Here is an 18725-nt window from a genome sequence, read left to right as displayed (position 1 = left end):
AAGCATCTTGAACCGGCAGTGCGCGACAAGGCGATCGCTATCGCCAACGCTCTGCTCGCCGAAGGCTACCCGGAAGGCCAGGCAATTCGGATCGCCATCGGGCAGGCAAAACAGTGGGCCAGACGTCATTTGGGCAATGCGTCAAGTAGCCCGCGGTGATTTGTCGCCCTTGAGTCGCACCTTTGGTATCAATTCGTGTGTCCTTTCCAAAATGGAGTTGCGCGACTCGCGTCTCCGAAGTAACGTGCATGGTTATTCACCGATGAAGGCTGCGACAAAGAAAGACAAGCGATGAAAACCCCGGTGCCAACCCGTTATGCAACTTTAGATTGAAAACAATGTGCTTGATCGTTTGAACGCCTTTCTCGCGCTTCGAACCCGGGCTACACTGGCGGCCGCTTGCGTTGTGCTTGCGGGTGTTATCGGTGCCACCGACTTCCTGACCGGCTACGAGCTGTCGTTCTCGATCTTCTACCTGATTCCTGTTTCTCTGGCCTCCTGGTATTTGGGCACTGGCGCCGGCATCCTAATGAGCGTTGCCTCCGCGACAATTTGGCTGATTGCTGATCTGACATCGGGACACCATTACAGCAACGCCGTTGTTCCGCTTTGGAATGCGCTCGTTCGGCTGGGTTTTTTTCTTATAATCGCATATCTTCTCACGAGATTGCACGCAGTGCTTGCACTGCAATCGCGGCTTGCTCAACGCGACTCGCTTACCAATCTTCTCAATGCCCGCGCCTTCAAGGACAGATGTCAGCTCCTTTTTCAGCTTGCGGCTCGTCATCGCTATCCCCTTGCCCTGGCGTATCTCGACCTCGATAACTTCAAGGGCATCAACGATTCATTGGGTCACGGCATCGGTGACCGGGTTCTCCAGACCGTGGCGGCTACCCTGGCGGAGCGTGCACGCAGTTCCGACACGGTTGGACGTCTTGGCGGTGACGAGTTTGCGATCCTGCTCGCGAAAACCGATATTTCCGGTGCGGAGCTGTTCTTCACAGGGATTCGGGAGCGCCTCCTGCAAGTCGTCTTCCAGAACAACTGGTCAGTCGGCTTCAGCATCGGCGTCGTAGTCTTTCCCCCGCCTCCACCGCCTCTCGATGACGCAATAAAAATCGCTGACAATCTCATGTACGACGTGAAACGGTCGACGAAGAATAACATTTCATTTCACGAATACGTCCGCCCGTCTCAAGGTGCCTGACACGCTTTGGCGAAAACGCCAGGCATGACTCCTTTCGGCAATCCTCTTAGCGGCACGCGGCAAGCAACCGGCGCAGTTCTGCAAGATCCCTGGTATTAAGAACATCGCCCGGCCCAAGCCAGCCGCGCCGCGCCTGTCCCACCCCGTAGCGCAGGTTGGCAAAATCCAACGTGCTGTGCGAGTCAGAATCTATGCTGACCAGCACGCCTTCGTCGCGCGCCATCTGGCACATCGTATCATCAAGGTCGAGTCGCTCGGGCTGCGAGTCGAGCTCCAGGAATACGCGGCGACTTTTCGCCTTGCGCATGATGCGCAGCATGTCCACATCGTACGGCTCGCGCGCGCCGATCAGGCGTCCGGTCGGATGCGCAAGCAAATTGACACAGCGATTGTCCAGAGCGCGCAGGATGCGCTCCGTTTGTTTGCGGCGGGACAGCTCGAATTTGCCGTGCACCGCGGCGATCACCACATCCAGCCGCTGCAGCACCGAATCGGGCAGATCAAGCGTGCCGTCTTCCAAAATATCGACCTCGATGCCTTTGAGCACGGTAATGCCGGAAAGCTCGTCGTTGATGCTGTCGATTTCGTCAATCTGCCGCGCCACCCGCTCAGGATCGAGGCCGTGGGTCATTGCCAGCCGGCGCGAATGTTCCGTGATCGCAATGTAACTTAGGCCTTGGCCCTTTGCGGCAACGGCCATCTCGCGGACGGTGTTGTGCCCGTCGGAAGCCTTGGTGTGCGTATGCAGGTCGCCGCGCAAATCAGCAATCGTGAGAAGCTGCGGAAGACGGCCCGCGCGCGCGGCCTCGATTTCGCCGCGATCTTCGCGCAACTCGGGCGCAATGAACGGCAATCCGACCGCAGCAAAAACCGATTCTTCGGTTTCCCCCGCCACGCGCCGCTCCCCCTTGAACACGCCGTACTCGTTAATCTTGAGGCCGCGCGATTGCGCAAGACGGCGCACTGCGATATTGTGCGCCTTTGAACCCGTGAAATAATACAATGCCGCGCCGTAGCTTTCTTCGGGCACCAGCCGCAAATCGACCTGCAGCCCGCTTTTTAGCACGACACTGCAACGGGTCTCCCCTTGCTCAAGCACTTTGCTCACTTCGTCATAGGTTACGAAGCGTTCCATCACCTCTCCGCCCGCCTTGGCGGTCACCAGAATATCGAGATCGCCGACCGTTTCCTTCATGCGGCGGTAACTGCCTGCGACCACGACCTGTTTGACGCCGCGCCCGCGCCTTAGATAATCGACTAGCGCCTCGGCATATTGTGTTGCGACGGAGAGCTTGACTCGCTGCGACTCCTCGGCGTGCGCTTCCAGCGCTTCGAGGATGCGCCGCTCGGTCTTCGCACCGAATCCTGCAATGTCGCGTATGCGGCCGGCGCGCGCCGCTTGCTTAAGCTGAGCTACCGTTGCAACGCCGAGTTCGCGGTTTAGCGTCTGAACCCGTTTTGGACCGAGTCCCGGAACGCGCAACAGTTTGGTTATGGCCGGGGGCATTTCCTTGCGCAGCTTGTCGAGCGCCGCGCAGTGGCCTGTGGCAACAATCTCGTGAATCTTGGCGGTCAGGTCGGGGCCGATTCCGGGAAGCTTCGGCAGTTCCGCCCCGGATTCAATTAGTGTTTTGAACTCGCGGCCGAATTCCCCGACGCTGCGCGCCGCATTGCGGTAGGCGCGAACGCGAAACGGATTATCGCCACGGATTTCCAGCAGGTCCGCGATCTCCTGGAAGATTGCCGCGATGTCCGCGTTGTGGACCGGCATAGCGTATTAAAGCCGGGGGGTGGCTTCGTGTGCGTGGGTTTTCTCAAACTGCTCCTGGCATACGAAGCAGCGCACGGCAACCGGGTAAGCGGTCAGCCGTTCGACGCCGATTTCGCCGCCACATTCGACGCAGCTGTTGATTTTTTTGTCCGCCAGCCGTTGGCGCGCGGCCTCGACCTCGTTCAGTTCCTGTAAATGGCGCTCGATTAGTTGGTTATCGAGTTCAGCCAGAACATCTGCTACGGACTCGTCCCCGGTATCATGAACCATTCCGGCAAGATCGATGTATCTCTGGTCACCGGACTGCAACAGCACAGCGCGAATATCCTCGCGTATCCGGTGATCGAGCGCGTCGAGCAAGCGCGCCAAACGGGCGTATTGTGTCTTTGTAAGTCTATTCATATAGTCCGCGCGTTACGCAGGAGTTTTATTCTGATGCCTATTTGCCTTGGGCGCCGCTCAGAATGCGCTTTCTACAACATTTCCAAGGGATCACAAGAGCCCACATCAAATTATCGGCAAAGGCGCGCATTGAGACAAATTGATCGGTCGCTCATTGGGTTCATCCAGGATAACCGACAGTTTGCGCGAGCACCACGCGCTGCTTTGGCGAAAGCTTCATCAGCTTAGAGAGTGCGGCGCGGTCCACCATCCCCCGCACTACTGTTGCCAGACCTTCCGATGCGCAAAACAAATACACGTTCTGCGCGATAAACCCCGCATCCGGACCGGAGTAATAAGCCTTTTCCTCCTCAGTAGCCGCGGCCATTCGCGCAAGGTCCGCAACGTAAACCAGATTAATTGGCGCGTCCGCAACATAGGATTGCAATCCAGTCTGCGCACGGATGTCCCGTGCCTGCAATCGCTTCAGCACACATCTGTGCGCGTCATACACATAGAGCCCGTCGGCCGTCGCGACATACAGGTCGATCTCCTCCCAATCGTGTGCCGACGGTGCCGTGCGACCGCAGGTTTCCGCGCGGTTTACACCGAACGCCGCCCACAGAAGATCGGACAGTACCTGCAGCGGCAATTTCTTTTTACTAAACTCGCGTGATGAATGCCGCAGTTTAAACGCCTGCATAAGCGGCCTGCCGCCCTGTGTTCTCGGCGCGGGAAGCTTGATGGCGTCAGCCTTTACAGCGCGTGCCGGATCATCTGGAAGAAGCAACGCACCGACGTCCTCTACAACCGGAGAAATCTTTTTTGTATCCGCCACAACCGCTCTCCGCTCATTGCCCTGTTCTGACCGAATTCGGCATGGAAAGCCCAAGTTTGGTTGCAAAATGTTATTCCACATGGAAAAACGCAAATTGATTTAGATCAATCAGCCGGCTCGCATGTTCCAGTCATCGAGTGCTGTAATTCGCACAAAATTTGATTTTAGTCAAGACATTCGAGCGGCGATTGGAAGATGCTGTTATCAGATTGGCACGAAAGCTTTGAGGTAGTCCCCCCGGCTCTATTCGCCCTTTGAAGGGCCAAGCGGAGCGTGAGTTTTCTCCTGTCAACAGGAGATGCCAAGCGGGGGGACTTCCTCAACATTTTCAACGGCGGTCGAGTAGCCGCAAATTAGAATTCAGGATGCAGAGCCCGCACTTGTAACCGGGTGCTGGGACTGCTCAGTTTCATAGACCAAGCGTCTGGTTTTAATTAGAACGTCCGGGTTGACACTAATCGAATCGATACCGAGGTTTACCAGAAATTCGGTCACCTCTGGGTAGTCGGATGGCGCTTGTCCGCATATCCCGCAGTGCCGGTGATTCTTTTTGCAGCCCGCGACCGTCAGGCGGATCATTTCCAGAACACCTTCATCGCGCTCGTCGAAATCAAACGAGACGATCTCGGAGTCGCGATCCACGCCCAGTGTGAGCTGAGTGAGATCATTGGAGCCGATTGAAAAGCCGTCGAAAAGGGCGGCAAATTGATCGATGAGGATGACGTTGTTCGGAATCTCGCACATGACGTAAATTTCCAGGCCGTCCTCGCCGCGTCTAAGGCCCTGCTCCGCCATCAACGCGAGCACGCGCTTTGCTTCATCGATGCGCCGGCAAAACGGAATCATCAGCCGAATGTTTCGCAAACCCATTGCCGAGCGCACGCGCTGCATTGCCCGGCACTCAAGGATAAATCCGTCTGCGTACGCCGGATGGGCGTAACGCGACGCACCGCGAAATCCGAGCATCGGGTTTTCCTCGGCCGGTTCGAACCATTTTCCGCCTAGCAGTGACGCGTACTCGTTGCTTTTGAAATCCGACAACCGCACAATCACGGGCTTGGGATAAAAGGCCGCAGCGATCGTCGCCACCCCCTCGGAAAGCCTCTCGATAAAATAATCAGCGGGCGACGCGTAATCACTTGCAAGCTCCTCGAGCGCAGCCCGCTCTTTTGCGTCGGTCACGCGCTCGGGATGAGCAAGCGCCATCGGATGCGCCTTGATGTACTCGATGATGATGAACTCCATGCGCGCGAGCCCGACTCCGTCGTTTGGCAGGAAACTCGTGCGAAATGCCAGCTCGGGGTTGCCAAGATTCACCATTACGTGGGTTTTCGGCTGCGGCATGGCACCGGGATTGATCTGCGATTTTTCAAACGGAATGGCGCCGTCGTAAACCTTGCCGACATCACCCTCCGCGCAGGAAACGGTTATCTTGTCACCGGTTTTTATCAACTCGGTCGCGCCCTCGGCGCCGACGATCGCGGGAATGCCAAGCTCGCGCGCCACAATGGCGGCATGACATGTGCGCCCGCCGTGGCTGGTAACAATTGCGCAGGCCTTTTTCATAACTGTCCCCCAGTCGGGAGCCGTGGTCTTAGCGACCAGGATCTCTCCATCCCGGAACTCAGGTAGCTGTTCGATGGATTGAATCACTCGCGCCGTCCCCGTGGCGATGCTTTCGCCGACCGCCCGCCCGGTGCATTTCACCTTTCCCTTGCCGTTAAGCCGGTACTCCTCCAGAACGCCCGCGGTCCGTCGTGACACCACCGTCTCGGGACGCGCTTGAATGATATAGAGCAGTCCATCGATCCCGTCTTTGGCCCACTCCAGGTCCATTGGCATGGGTGCAGCTGCGCGGGTACTGTAGTGCTCTTCGATCTTAATCGCGGCTTCGGCGAGTTCGACGACCTCTTTGTCCGAGATGCAAAAGCGGCGGCGTTCCTCGTGCGAGACAGGAACGTTCTGCGTTGTGCCATGTGCACTGTCGCTGGCGTAAACCATCCTGAATTCCTTCTTGCCGACCATGCGGCGCAACACGGTGCGGTATCCCGCGCGCAGTGTCGGCTTAAAAACATAAAATTCATCCGGGTTCACCGTTCCCTGAACCACGTTTTCCCCCAGGCCGTAGGCGGCGTTGATGAACACGACGTTGCGAAATCCGCTTTCTGTATCGAGCGTAAACATGACGCCGCTTGCGGCAAGATCCGACCGTACCATTTTCATCACGCCCACCGACATCAAAACCTTAAAATGGTCAAAGCCGTGGTCAATCCGGTAGCGGATGGCACGATCGGTAAACAGACTCGCAAAACAGCGTCGGCACGCATCAAGCAGTTGCTGTTCCCCGCGAATGTTCAGAAAGCTTTCGTGCTGACCGGCAAAACTCGCACTAGGAAGGTCCTCCGAAGTCGCGGAGCTGCGGACGGCCACGCTCAATTCGGGACCATATTGCCTAACGAGCTGCCCATATGCCCGAACAATTTCGTCTGCAAAGTCAGACGGCAAAGGTGCACGATATAAGATGTCTCTGGCGCGCGCGGCACGCGTCGCAAGGTCATTGACGTCCGCGGGATTGAGCCCGGACAAGGCCTCGCGAAGTGCCTTCCACGAATCGGCACGGTCAAGCGTGTAACGATATGCCTTGGCCGTCGTTGCAAAACCGTTTGGGACCCGCAACCCGCGTGGGATCAGTTCGCGATACATTTCTCCCAGCGAGGCGTTCTTGCCCCCGACTTGAGGCACATTGCGGATGCCAATTTCTTCAAAAAAGCGCACAAAATCTGGCTGGGCTGTCATAGGCTTCTATTTCCTTTTGCTGCGATGTTTCACATTAGCGACGGGCATCTAGTCTCGCGAGACGTTTCGCTCGCCGGGCATCATGGCGGCGTTCTTTAAGTACCGTGCACCGGTTCGGCAGCGCGGCGCATGGCACCGCCCGCTTCGGGCGTTCCCTTGCCGTGGCTAATCGGGTGCGCTAGATGAGCAGGCAGCGACAGGTTGAGCAGCCGGTAAAGGCTTCCGAGATTTTCCCGGTATAGATGATCGAAGCTCTCCACCGCAAAGCTCGGGTTGTAGTCGCCCATCCACCAGAACCAGTCTGATGCTTCGCACGCCGTAAGTTGCCGGTAGGCCGCGGTTACCTGCTTTTGGTCGAGGCGTCCGCTCCCGATCACCAGATCAAAGCTGTGCTTTGCTGCACACAGTAAATCCCATGCCCGGTTCTTCTCGTTGGAACCTATCCAAGTCGTAAAGTTGCCATATACCCAGCTTCCTGCCGTGATGCGCTCAAGCGCCGCCGCATCCGTGGTCATCTTATTAAGGTAAGCGCGGTAGGTCGTCGTGCGAACAAACGGGTGCGATTCGAATAAACGGTATAGCTCGTCGAGAAAATAATAACCATTGTAAGGGTAATATTCCCAGCAATTTTCGCCATCCAGAATCACGCTCACCAAAGGTGTTTCGCCTTGCACTGCATGCGAAGCAATGGCTTCGAGCTCAGAGATAAAGTTCACCGCAGCATCGTGGCCGTTCCATTTTCCATATTCGAAACCTATCAAATCGGAGAGCCGGTCATCGCGAAAAAACAATGCAAGATCGGGCGCTGTTGCCACATGGCGGTACGGACGATAGAGCGTGCGCCGCGGGTCTTCTTCCGGTCCGTGCAGACTATTCATCAGCACTTTAGCGCCGCTTGCTGTCCACTTGCATCCATGCGCCCCCAGCAAACCGATAAAAGCAGCGGAAATTGCGCCTTCGGCGGGCCACACCCCGGCAGGCGTTTCGCCGAAACGCCGCGAGTGCTCGGTGATTGCCGTCCGCAGCTGTGATTCGACACGTTCATAGCCACCGGGGTATTCGGGCGATTGCGGCAGCGTTAATCGGGGTTCGGCTTCGCGCGCGCTGCCGAAATTGATGAGCAGCGGCGCCAGCGGATGATGATGCGGCGAGGTTGAAATTTCGATGCGGCCCGAAGCGGCAAGCTTTGCGTAACGCGGGATGATGTCGCTGACCAGATCTCCGATCAGTTTGAACAGCTCCATACGCTCCGCGTGGCTGAAATGCACGCCCTTGGTCATCAGCCGCGTAACGATCTCCGAATTGCGTCGCACGGTTTCGCCGGTCCAGCACAGGTGGTACCAGATGAGCAAATCGAAAAAGTACTGGTCGGAAAGATAGCGCATGGCATCCGGTCCGCGCGCTTCCAACGCTAAAAACAGCGTATGCAGGTCTTTGTATGCGGGATAAGGCTCTATCATCCGCTCGTGATTCGCATGGAAGCAGCGTTCCAGGATGAACGTTCGGTCGTTTTCGCTAATTGGCTTATCCTCGGGATGCGCAAGGAGCCGCAACAGCGGATCGCGCAGTTTACCTGCCGCAAACTGATCGGTGTAATCCTCGATTTGATCGAGCAGCACCGGCGCGAAGTTGACCACCACCTGAACCCCGGGGTGATGCTCGAGGTGAAACGCCATGTCGCTGTAGTCCTTGATGGCGTGCAGATAGACCCACGGCAACCTGAACTCGCCGGTCGCGTAGTTCCGGTAATCCGGCTGGTGCATGTGCCAGAGCAGCACCAGATCGAGACGCCTATCAATAGGTGACGGCGAGCCCATCACCGATGATGAACCCGCTGTCCCAGCATTTCAGGCACGATGAGAGTGATGCCTTTTTCGGTAACGTAGAAGCGTTTGCGATCCTCGACCGGGTCGATGCCGGCAGTGAAGCCGGGTGGAAGCTTGCAATACTTATCGACGACCGCGTGCTTAAGAATCGTTCTGGGACCAACATCTACGTCCGGCAAGATCACCGAGTCCTCGATCGTGCAATAATCATGAACGTGAACGTTGTTGAACAAGAGCGAGCGCTTTACGAGGGAGCCGCTTATAATGCAGCCGCCGGACACCATCGAGTCAATCGCCATGCCGCGGCGGTGCGGTTCGTCAAACACGAACTTGGCCGGTGGTAGCTGTTCCTGGTAGGTCCAGATCGGCCAGTCCTTATCATATAGGTTGAGATCGGGAATCACTGCAGTCAAGGCAATGTTTGCTTCCCAATAGGCGTCGACGGTGCCGACATCGCGCCAGTACGGAACGCCTCCGGTCATGTTGACGCAGCTCTCCGCGAAGCGGTGGACGTGGACTGGGATGCCTTCTCGAATCAGTCGCGGGATGAGGTCCTTGCCGAAGTCGTGGCTGGATGATTGGTCTTCAGCATCGCGGAGTAATTGCTCATAAAGAAACTGCGCATCACACGCGTAGATGCCCATGCTCGCCAGCGCCCGGTCGGCCTGTCCCGGAATCGGTTTCGCCTCCGCCGGTTTCTCCTCGAAACCGACAATGCGTCCGTTAGATTCCACTTGCATGACTCCAAAATGCTTTGCCTCGCTGATCGGCACGTCAATGCAGGCGACGGTCATTTTTGATGACTTCCTGACATGATCCTGGAGCATTTTGCTGTAGTCCATTTTGTAAACATGGTCTCCCGCCAGGACCAGAACATAATCCGGCTCGTGGCGGCGCAGGATATCAAGGTTCTGGTACACCGCATCGGCGGTACCCAAGTACCAACTGCTGGTTACACGCTGCTGGGCGGGAAGCAGTTCAACAAATTCGCCCATGCGGGCGTCCAGCACGCTCCAGCCATACTGCACGTGCCGGATCAGGCTCTGCGCCTTATATTGCGTACAGATGCCTATGCGGCGAATACCGGAATTTACGCAATTGGAAAGAGCGAAATCGATGATCCGACACTTGCCGGCAAACGGCACCGAAGGTTTGGCGCGCCAGTCTGTAAGCGGCCCCAGCCGGCTGCCGCGCCCGCCCGCCAGCACGATCGCGATGGCGTTTTTGGTCAACTGGCCGACAAACTGTGGGTCAGCCATGTCCTTGAGCGGGGAATATTCGAGATGTGCGCTATTCGCAATGAGCTCCATGATCGGCTCACCTAGGTCTGTTTACTTGTTGTCCAACTGCGTTCTGTAGCCGGACTTTCAGCAGGCTCGCGTCTACATTGACCCACGCCCGAAATACTTGTTCTGGCCGGGTAAGATGCTTCCAGGTTCTTACCTCAGTCTGCGGCCACGCCGGACATGAGCAGCAGATCAAATTATTGGCCGAGCTGTTGCTGAATGTCAGCCTCCGCTTCGAGCCAGTCCTGCAGTTCGCCGCCTGGCGCAAAGCCGCGTTTTTCAGCGCGAAAATACGCCGCCTGCGCAACCCATTTGTAACGCTCGTCAGCATCAATCTTTGCGAAACCTGAGATCTTTGTCTCAGAATTGCCGATCGTTTGTTCGCCGGAACTCGTCAGTTCTTTAATCCTTTGCGCCATGCTTTTGGGCCGTTGCCGCTTGCCGATATCAGTTTGATGAGTTTTCATGTTTGCCAGCCTCCTTTATCAAAATAGTATAAATCAGAACTATGTCAAAAAAATTATAGGCTTTCACATTCAAAATAATTTGATCTAAGTCAATAAATTAAAGAAGCGCCGGACCCGCAATAAAACATGCTCAATCATGCGCCAGCAGCGCGGCCCCGAGCAGCCCTAATTTCTCGTTGATGACCACGTGCACTGGGATTTTTTTTACGAAAGCCGAATAGTCTCCTTTGGCGTTGAACGCGCTGCAAAATCCACCATTGCTGAGGCGCGGAAGGATTTTTGGGGCGATTCCACCGGCCAGATAAACGCCTCCGCGCGCCATAACCGATAACGCGTGATCACCAGCGAGCGCTCCGAAACAGAAGATGAACAGATCGAGCGCACGCAAACACATTGGGTCGCCGCGCTCAAGTGCGGCATGGGTAATCACTGCAGCGCCGTCTCCGGCAGTCAACGCACCGGCAACTGCCGGCGGCTTGTTCTCGCTGCGGCAGAGAAATTCATAAATGCGCACCAATCCAGGTCCGGAGACAACATATTCCGAACTGACCCGGCCCTCGCGTAAATAAAAATCACGAAATAAATCGAATGCCTCGGGTGTCGCCGGCGCGAATCCTGCATGCCCTCCTTCCCCGGCAACAACCAGGTACTGTTGCGCGGCCCATACCAGATATGCCACGCCGAGCCCGGTGCCCGGTCCAATAACGACGCGTGGCGCTCCAGCCAGCGATTCACCGGATTGCAACGTGACAAGATCCGCGGCCTTGAGCAGCTCGATCCCTTTGGCCGCCGCAGCAAAGTCATTCGCTAACCTGACACGTGGAATTTCAAAACGTTCCGCAATTGCATTGCCGTCGATCAACCACGGCAAATTGGTCATCTGCGCGCGATTGTTAAAGACCGGACCTGCGACGCCAAAACAGGCCCGCGCAATCTGCCGCGCCGCGCCTTGTTGCGCGTGCCATTCAGAAAAGAACGTGTTCAATACGCTGAAAAAATCCCGGTGCCCGGTATCAAGGTAGCGAACGCCAAATACGGTAACCCAGCGGTCGTCCTTGAACTCGCCAATTTCAAGCAGAGTCTTGGTCCCTCCAACGTCGCCTGCCAGTATCAAGGTTGGACCGTGCGACGAGCCGTGCCCTCGCGCGCGTCGGCCCCGGTGCCCAAGCGACCGCGAAGTTCGTTTGCTTTCATTCCCAGTCTGTTTTGGCAACACATCTTGACTTAGCGGGACACTGTGCAACATTGCGCGGCGCGCGCTCCCAGCAATATGGGCGTTTAATCCGACTTCAGTAGCGCGTATTTCTGCAGTGTTATTCATTGCTCTAGATGTTTCACGTTGACCCGCGTGATCGCGCCTTTGCCGTGGGCGTTAGCGGGATAGCAAGGTGCAAAAGTAAATCTAATAATTTAGTATTCTGCGACCGCATGTCGCTTCCCGGCATCGGCGAAAATTAGCGGTACGTCAACCAGAGGCCTTTTTTTTGAACGCTGATTCATCGACAATTCGCGTGCTGTTCGCTTCACCGGAGTGCGCGCCAATGGCCAAGACCGGCGGGCTTGGTGACGTGTGCGCGGCGCTGCCGGCTGCGCTTCGCGAACTGCGGGTGGACGCGCGCGTTCTCCTGCCCGGCTATCCTCCTGTTCTGGCGGCTGCGCACGATGCGCAGGAACGGGCGCGTTTGATGCCTTTTGACGCCCGCTACCAAGCGCGCCTGCTGACAGGAAATCTTCCAAATGGCGTCCCATTGATCGCGCTTGACAGCCCGCCACTGTATGCGCGCGCCGGTGGCCCGTACCAGAACGCGGCTGGCGAGGATTGGCCTGATAATGGCCGGCGCTTTGGCATGCTTTCGAAAGTGGCAGCGATTCTGGGCAGTGAATACAACCTGCTCGACTGGCGTCCCCACATCATCCATTGCAACGATTGGCCCGCGGCGCTTGCGGCCGCATATCTGCACTATACTCCGCGGCCGCGGGCCGCGGCAGTCATGACTGTTCATAATCTCGCATTTCAGGGTAACTTCGAGCCCGACCTGGTGTCGGCACTCGGGCTTCCTCAGTCAAGTTTTACCGTTGCGGGCCTGGAATTCCACGGCCGCGTGTCGTTTCTCAAAGCCGGGCTGGTTTATGCCGACGCGATCACTACCGTCAGTCCGACCTATGCACGCGAGATCCAGTCCGAGCCGCTCGGGTTCGGCATGCAGGGACTGATTCACCAGCGCAGGCACTCGCTGACCGGAATCCTGAACGGAATTGACACTTCTGTTTGGAATCCGGAGACCGATCCGCTAATCGCGTGTCGCTACAATGCAGGCACTCTCGACAACAAGTTGCTTAACAAGCTGGAGCTGCAGCGCCGCATGCAACTCACAGTCGACGCGGAGATTCCGTTGCTCGGCGTGGTAAACCGTTTCACGCAACAGAAAGGGACCGATTTACTGGCAGAGGCGGCGTCGCAGCTTATCCAGTTGCCGACACAGCTGGTCGCTCTCGGCACCGGGCAGCACGAGCTGGAACACGGGCTGCGTATGATTGCGGAGCGACACACTGGGAATATCGCCGTCGCGATCGGCTTCGACGAGGGTCTCGCGCATCTGATCGAGGCCGGTGCGGACATGTTTCTCATGCCCTCGCGATTTGAACCTTGCGGTCTGAACCAAATGTACAGCCAGCGCTACGGAACCCCACCGGTCGCGCGCGCCACCGGCGGACTCGCCGATACAATTATCGATTACTGCCCCGAGGCACTTGTCAATGGACGTGCAACCGGTTTTCTATTCAGTGAACTCACTGCACCTGCGCTGCTTGCGGCAGTCCAGCGCGCAGTCGCTGTGTACCGCGACCGGCAGAGCTGGCGCAAGCTGCAGCAGAACGGCATGGCACGGGATTTCGGCTGGCATACCGCTGCAGGGCAATACGCTGAACTTTACGCTCGGCTGGCGCGCCAAGACCTAGGCATAGATCGGGCTTAGACCCAGATCATCAGTCCAGGCTCAAAGCGTTGGCTCAGCAAGGAGTGATGCGGGTAGGCGCGGATACGGTATTCGAGCTTGCCGCAAATATCCGGAACCAGCTTAAGCACGTATTGATGCTCACCGGAAGGATTGACTGTGCCGTCGGGAGTGAAAACGTGGTATCTAAAAGCACGCTTCTCGTCAAGGTCCCGCACCGAGCTGAACAGCATAAGTTCGACAGTGATATCCTCGGACTTGAGCCCGTTCAGCCGCACTCCAACTTCGATGCGCACCTCGTTCCCGAAGACAACGTTTTTTATCGGGACGTCGAGACGCCGCAATGATACACCCGGCCAAGCGTCACGCACGCGCTGCTTCCATGCCGCGATCGTGCGCGCCGGCTCAAATTGATTGTCGAAATAGCGCTCGCCGTTTCGTGAAGCAGGAACATAAAACTTGGTGACATACTCCTCCAACATGCGGGTAGTGTTAAAGCGGGGAAGAAGAGTAGTGATGGAACGCTTTGCCAGTTTAATCCATTCCGAAGAAAATCCCGGCTTGCCGCGGTCGTAATACATTGGAATCACGCGGTCCTGCAGTAATTCGTACAACGAGCGGCTTTCCTCTCGGTTGCGGTGCTGCTCATCGAGCATTTCGGACGCAGGCTTTATCGCCCAGCCGTTGTCGCCCTGATAACCTTCGTCCCACCAGCCGTCCAGCACTGAGAGGTTGATTACGCCGTTGATGCCGGCTTTCATGCCGGAGCTGCCGGAGGCCTCCCTTGGGAAAACTGGATTGTTGAGCCAGACATCGACGCCGGACACGAGTCTCCGCGCCAAGTGCAAATCGTAGCCCTCGACAAACAGGACCCTGCCCTCGAATTCCGGCATGGATGCAACTTGAATCAACCGCCGGATCAGTTCCTTGCCGGGCTCATCGGCAGGATGCGCCTTCCCGGCGAAAATGAATAAAACCGGGCGTTGCGGATCGCGTACGATCTCGCGCAACCATTCGAGGTTTTCGAACAGGAGCGCGGCGCGCTTATAGGTTGCGAAGCGCCGACCGAAACCTATGGTGAGCACGTTGGGGTTGGCCGGGTCAGCGAGCTTGAGCAGCCGGTCAAGGTGTGCCTCGCTGCCGCGGTTGCGGAAATGCTGGATTCTTACCAAATGGCGAACCAAGTGCAGCATCTGCGTCTTGAGTTGCTGGTGAACGCTCCAGAAAATTTGCTCCGGTATCTTGGCGATGCGTTCCAGGCAGGCAGGGTCAGCGATGTTTCGACTCCAGTTGTCACCGAGAAAGCGGTCGAACAGATCTGCCCATTCCGGCGCAAGGAACGTAGCCACGTGTACGCCGTTCGTCACGTAAGCGACCGGGTTCTCCTCGGGCGGAATTTGCGGCCAGAGATCTTTTAATACCTGAGCCGACACACCGCCGTGAATGCGGCTTACACCGTTTTGAAAGCGCGATCCGCGCACCGCAAGCGCAGTCATGCTGAACTCGCCATTGGCCGGCGTGTACCCCAAACCCAGAAGCTGCGCGCTGCTTAAACCGAGCTCACGACAATAGCGCTCAAAATAATGCAGGATTGCCTGCTCGGAAAAATGGTCGTGTCCCGCGGCAACCACCGTGTGCGTAGTGAACAATGTGTTCACCGCAACCGCTTCCAGGGCACTCGCGATGTCGAGGCCCTCGCGAATCAAATTTCGTACACGCTCGAGAACCAGAAACGCGGAATGACCTTCATTGATATGCCAGACCGTCGGCTTCAAATTCATGGCATAAAGCGCGCGCACACCCCCTATGCCCAGGACAATTTCCTGCTCAAGCCGGGTATGGTGGTCTCCGCCATAAAGTCGGTGCGTGATGTTGCGATCTTCCGGACGGTTCACTTCGAGGTCTGTATCGAGAAGGTAAAGAACGACGCGCCCGACCTGCGCCCGCCATACCTTGGCCCTGACATCGCGCGCAGCAACTTCGACAGTAACATGGATCTCGCTACCGTCTTCACGCAGCGCCGGCGCAATAGGCAGATCGCCGAAATCCGAATCGGTATAGGCCGCATGCTGGTTGCCCTCGCCGTCCACGCGTTGCTGGAAATAACCCTGGCGGTAGAGAAGACCCACCGCGACGAACGGGATCTGCATATCGCTCGCCGCCTTGCAATGGTCCCCGGCCAATATGCCGAGGCCTCCGGAATAAATCGGCAAGCTTTCCTGGAATCCGAATTCGGCACAGAAATAGGCGACCAAATCTTTATCGGGGAGCAATGCCTTGCCGTTTAGGCGCGGCGGCTCGTTCCGATAAGCGTCGTACGCCGACAACACTTGCTCGAATTCATGCATGAACACCGGATCGGCCGCAGCAGCAACCAACCGTTGCTGGTCAATGTACTTAAGAAATGCCTTTGGGCTATGTCGCAATGCGTCCCACAGCGCCGGGTGCAGGCGCGCGAATAAGGTCCGCGTTGCGCGATCCCAGCTATACCAGAGATTGTTTGCGAGCTCTTCGAGACGCGCCAGCTGCGGCGGAATTTTAGGATTGACCCCGAGCGAAAAGGTGGTGCCTGGTGCTGGCTGCATAGAGTATTTGCAAGCGCCGCAGTCAAGCGGGCATATGTTCCTTCTCGATTTGCATCAATGTTTTAATCTTAGCCCAAAACGGAATAACGCGGAGAGCATTCCACTCCCCGTCGAATTCCCTAGGATGGTTATTACGCAGTTTTCGCGCTTCAGGCAACCTGGCTAGATTTCTTTTAATTAAAAAAGTAACCCCCGAAACACGGTCTGCTTGATCTGCATCAAATCGCGCGCGCACTGGGTGGATATTATAAAGCATGCGTGAGATCAGTCCTATTTGATATGTATACGATTTTCGCGAACAGGAATGCTGCGGCTAAACGTCTTGCCGCAGCGCTCGAATTTTATCGCGGGGAAAATCCACTCGTGTTGGCCATACCACGCGGAGCAGTGCCGATGGGACGAGTGATTGCCGACGCCCTTGACGGCGAGCTCGACGTTCTGCTGGTGCGTAAACTGCGCTCCCCCTATTCGCCTGAGTTGGCGATCGGCGCAGTCGATGAGACGGGGTGGACGTTCATCGCGCCGCATGCACGCGAAGTCGGCGCAACAACGGAGTACATTGAGCGGGAAAAACGGACGCAGCTTGCGCTTGTAAAAGAGCGGCGCGCGCTCTACACACCCGGTCGGCCGCCGCTCAATCCCGAGGGAAAGATTGCGATAGTCGTGGATGACGGGTTGGCCACTGGCGCGACCATGGTCGCAGCGCTGCATGCAGTACGCACCAAAACCCCTGCAAAACTTATCTGTGCCGTGCCGGTCGCCTCGTCCCGAAGTCTCGAAACGGTCCGCGGTTACGCTGATGAAATGATATGCCTCGAAGTACCACAGGATTTTTACGCGGTCGGCCAGTTCTACGGGTCGTTTCCGCAAATCGAGGACCAAGATGTCGTTGCGCTACTTGAGGCGCGGCGCCGTAGACGAGAGGTTCAGCATGACTGAATTGCGACATCTGAGGGAACCGCGCGGCGGCTTGAGCGAGCTGGTCGTGGTTCCATCAGGCGCAGTGCACCTTGAGGGCATGTTGGAGCTGCCCGAAAAAACCCAAGGCATCGTCCTATTTGCCCACGGCAGCGGCAGCAGCAGGTTAAGTCCGCGCAATAATTTTGTGGCGCGAGAGCTGCGCGCCGCAGGGCTCGGAACGTTGCTGATCGATCTCCTCACGCGCGAGGAAGATCAAACCTACGAAACGCGTTTCGATATCGGCCTGCTTACAGACCGGCTTGCCGATGCAGCGCAATGGCTGAGCACGTTTCCGGCGACGAAAAGTCTGGCGCTTGGTTTGTTTGGCGCGAGCACCGGTGCCGCAGCCGCATTGCGGGTTGCCGCCGATCGCCCACAGCAAGTAGCAGCAGTCGTCTCGCGCGGCGGACGCCCGGATCTAACCGGCAATGACAAGCTCGCACGTGTGATCACCCCGACTCTTCTCATAGTAGGAGGCCACGACTTTGGCGTCATAGAACTCAATGAAGAGACTTATCGCAAACTTAAATGCGAAAAAGAGCTGTCGGTCGTTCCAGGCGCAACACATCTCTTCGAAGAGCCGGGTGCATTGGATAAAGTTGCCGCTATTGCAGCGCGCTGGTTTGCACGCCATCTGCAATAGTCAGCGATCCGGGAGCGAGGACAGACCCTTCTCGCCGAAAGCGATCTGAATTGTTACTTCTCGCCTATTATCAAATGCCGTATTGTCTGTCCCGGTACGTCGTAGATTTGGTTGGTCCGAGGATTTGAAGCGCATGTTCGCGGCAAACTGACAGCCACGCCGTTGCTCACCGCGGGACCAAAGTGGCGGCCTATGCCCAAACAATCCAATGCTTCATGCGTAACTGCAGGAACCCCAATGCCGAGCGACTGTAGGCCTACAATTATCGGGTTGATGAACCCGTCGAGGTTATTCACAGTTGGCAGCGGAGGCGGAGGAGGCGGCGTAACGGAATTCACCGTCATCAGGCCATTTACGTAGCTGATGTTGTAGTTGCTGGCGCTAAAAGTTCCGCCGGTGGCCGCGCTCGGCACGATGGGATATGTGCCAACAGGCGCCGGCGCCGGGGCGCCCGCACTGGTCAAAGTAACACTGCCTATCGTCTCGCCGAATTGCAGTCCTGCTGAAGTGAATTCGGTTCCAGTAAAGTTAAAAGTATTGCCAACGAGCTTGCTTTGGTTGTCCGCTGTAACCGTAAGCGCCGCCGCCGTAATATCAAGCGCGCTCGCTCCCGGATTGAAATTAGCGCCCAAATAATTGCCAGCCGAGCTACCGCCAAGCGGATTGAGCACACCTGCGGTGTAGCTGTAGCTTCCCACGTTTTCACCCGGGTTGCGTGAAATACTTGCCAGCGTTGCCGATACCTTGCCCGCTGTCGTGTCATTAATTGCGGTCAGATTGCCATTCCAGTCGGTCACGCTCGCATTAACCTCGCCGCTCAGGCCCACCGGAATAGTCGCTGCGAGCGGATCAGTCGATCCATAAACTTTTGTTTGGTTCGCAATCGTTCCTGTCAATGCCGGCGCTTGCGTGATCGAGAGCGTGTTGCCCGCCGTGCTCAAACTCGCGCTGTAATTGCCCGCCGCACTCCCGGTCAGCGCATTCAAACTGCCCCCAGTAATCGCGTACGGC

General features: G+C 56.9%; 14 protein-coding genes. 4 read left to right on the top strand and 10 right to left on the bottom strand.

Annotated elements, in window-relative coordinates; translation table 11 throughout:
* The first annotated feature begins 340 nt into the window (after window positions 1-340).
* Window positions 341-1207, top strand: coding sequence for a GGDEF domain-containing protein (locus VLV32_11705; GenBank protein HUL42549.1), 867 nt, complete (start codon window positions 341-343; stop codon window positions 1205-1207).
* A 46-nt stretch (window positions 1208-1253) separates the two neighbouring features.
* On the opposite strand, the gene polX is transcribed toward VLV32_11705, so the two are convergent.
* The 8 genes from polX to glk all read right to left on the bottom strand — a co-directional run bounded on the left by polX (window position 1254) and on the right by glk (window position 11893).
* Window positions 1254-2978 (bottom strand): DNA polymerase/3'-5' exonuclease PolX, encoded by a 1725-nt coding sequence (gene polX / locus VLV32_11700; protein HUL42548.1) that lies wholly within the window; start codon window positions 2976-2978, stop codon window positions 1254-1256.
* Between the two features lie 6 nt (window positions 2979-2984).
* On the bottom strand, window positions 2985-3380 hold the full coding sequence (locus tag VLV32_11695) for a TraR/DksA C4-type zinc finger protein (protein HUL42547.1): 396 nt from the start codon (window positions 3378-3380) through the stop codon (window positions 2985-2987).
* 160 nt (window positions 3381-3540) lie between these two features.
* Window positions 3541-4197: a nitroreductase family protein gene (locus VLV32_11690; GenBank protein ID HUL42546.1), complete on the bottom strand. Its 657-nt coding sequence runs from the start codon at window positions 4195-4197 to the stop codon at window positions 3541-3543.
* Between the two features lie 360 nt (window positions 4198-4557).
* On the bottom strand, window positions 4558-6993 hold the full coding sequence (ppsA, locus tag VLV32_11685; GenBank protein HUL42545.1) for a phosphoenolpyruvate synthase: 2436 nt from the start codon (window positions 6991-6993) through the stop codon (window positions 4558-4560).
* Between the two features lie 95 nt (window positions 6994-7088).
* The gene (locus VLV32_11680; GenBank protein HUL42544.1) at window positions 7089-8771 is read right to left on the bottom strand and encodes a glycoside hydrolase family 57 protein; all 1683 of its coding nucleotides are present in this window, start codon (window positions 8769-8771) and stop codon (window positions 7089-7091) included.
* 38 nt (window positions 8772-8809) lie between these two features.
* Window positions 8810-10078 carry a glucose-1-phosphate adenylyltransferase gene (gene glgC / locus VLV32_11675; GenBank protein ID HUL42543.1) on the bottom strand — a complete coding sequence of 423 codons (1269 nt, stop codon included), beginning with the start codon at window positions 10076-10078 and terminating at the stop codon, window positions 8810-8812.
* Between the two features lie 224 nt (window positions 10079-10302).
* Window positions 10303-10572: a DUF2934 domain-containing protein gene (locus VLV32_11670; protein HUL42542.1), complete on the bottom strand. Its 270-nt coding sequence runs from the start codon at window positions 10570-10572 to the stop codon at window positions 10303-10305.
* A gap of 130 nt (window positions 10573-10702) precedes the next feature.
* Entirely contained in the window at window positions 10703-11893 is a 1191-nt protein-coding gene (gene glk, locus VLV32_11665) for a glucokinase (GenBank protein ID HUL42541.1), read from the bottom strand.
* Between the two features lie 190 nt (window positions 11894-12083).
* On the opposite strand from glk, the gene glgA reads away from it, so the two are divergent.
* Entirely contained in the window at window positions 12084-13547 is a 1464-nt protein-coding gene (gene glgA, locus VLV32_11660) for a glycogen synthase GlgA (protein HUL42540.1), read from the top strand.
* On the opposite strand, the gene glgP is transcribed toward glgA, so the two are convergent.
* Window positions 13544-16111, bottom strand: coding sequence for an alpha-glucan family phosphorylase (gene glgP, locus VLV32_11655; GenBank protein HUL42539.1), 2568 nt, complete (start codon window positions 16109-16111; stop codon window positions 13544-13546). The two genes, glgA and glgP, sit on opposite strands and share 4 nt — an antisense overlap.
* A gap of 279 nt (window positions 16112-16390) precedes the next feature.
* Between glgP and VLV32_11650 the strand changes: the two genes are divergently transcribed.
* Together VLV32_11650 and VLV32_11645 are read left to right on the top strand one after the other, a co-directional pair.
* On the top strand, window positions 16391-17050 hold the full coding sequence (locus VLV32_11650; protein ID HUL42538.1) for a phosphoribosyltransferase family protein: 660 nt from the start codon (window positions 16391-16393) through the stop codon (window positions 17048-17050).
* Window positions 17043-17714 (top strand): dienelactone hydrolase family protein, encoded by a 672-nt coding sequence (locus VLV32_11645; protein ID HUL42537.1) that lies wholly within the window; start codon window positions 17043-17045, stop codon window positions 17712-17714. The genes VLV32_11650 and VLV32_11645 overlap by 8 nt, the downstream gene beginning before the upstream one ends.
* A gap of 53 nt (window positions 17715-17767) precedes the next feature.
* Here the strand turns inward: VLV32_11645 and VLV32_11640 are convergent.
* Window positions 17768-18725, bottom strand: a 958-nt coding sequence (locus tag VLV32_11640; protein HUL42536.1) for an MBG domain-containing protein, incomplete at its 5' end; no start/stop codon positions are given.

This window comes from Burkholderiales bacterium (assembly GCA_035518095.1).
Taxonomy (GTDB): domain Bacteria; phylum Pseudomonadota; class Gammaproteobacteria; order Burkholderiales; family JAHFRG01; genus JAHFRG01.
The sequence above is the reverse complement of the archived record's forward strand: the minus strand, read 5'-3'. Positions and strand labels throughout refer to the sequence as shown.

Bases quoted from the DNA above. Each gene is read 5' to 3' on its own strand.
- glk (HUL42541.1), bottom strand. From the start codon at position 11,893: ATGAATAACACTGCAGAAATACGCGCTACTGAAGTCGGATTAAACGCC.
- VLV32_11650 (HUL42538.1), top strand. From the start codon at position 16,391: ATGTATACGATTTTCGCGAACAGGAATGCTGCGGCTAAACGTCTTGCC.
- VLV32_11670 (HUL42542.1), bottom strand. From the start codon at position 10,572: ATGAAAACTCATCAAACTGATATCGGCAAGCGGCAACGGCCCAAAAGC.
- glgP (HUL42539.1), bottom strand. From the start codon at position 16,111: ATGCAGCCAGCACCAGGCACCACCTTTTCGCTCGGGGTCAATCCTAAA.
- polX (HUL42548.1), bottom strand. From the start codon at position 2,978: ATGCCGGTCCACAACGCGGACATCGCGGCAATCTTCCAGGAGATCGCG.
- VLV32_11695 (HUL42547.1), bottom strand. From the start codon at position 3,380: ATGAATAGACTTACAAAGACACAATACGCCCGTTTGGCGCGCTTGCTC.
- glgC (HUL42543.1), bottom strand. From the start codon at position 10,078: ATGGCTGACCCACAGTTTGTCGGCCAGTTGACCAAAAACGCCATCGCG.
- VLV32_11645 (HUL42537.1), top strand. From the start codon at position 17,043: ATGACTGAATTGCGACATCTGAGGGAACCGCGCGGCGGCTTGAGCGAG.
- ppsA (HUL42545.1), bottom strand. From the start codon at position 6,993: ATGACAGCCCAGCCAGATTTTGTGCGCTTTTTTGAAGAAATTGGCATC.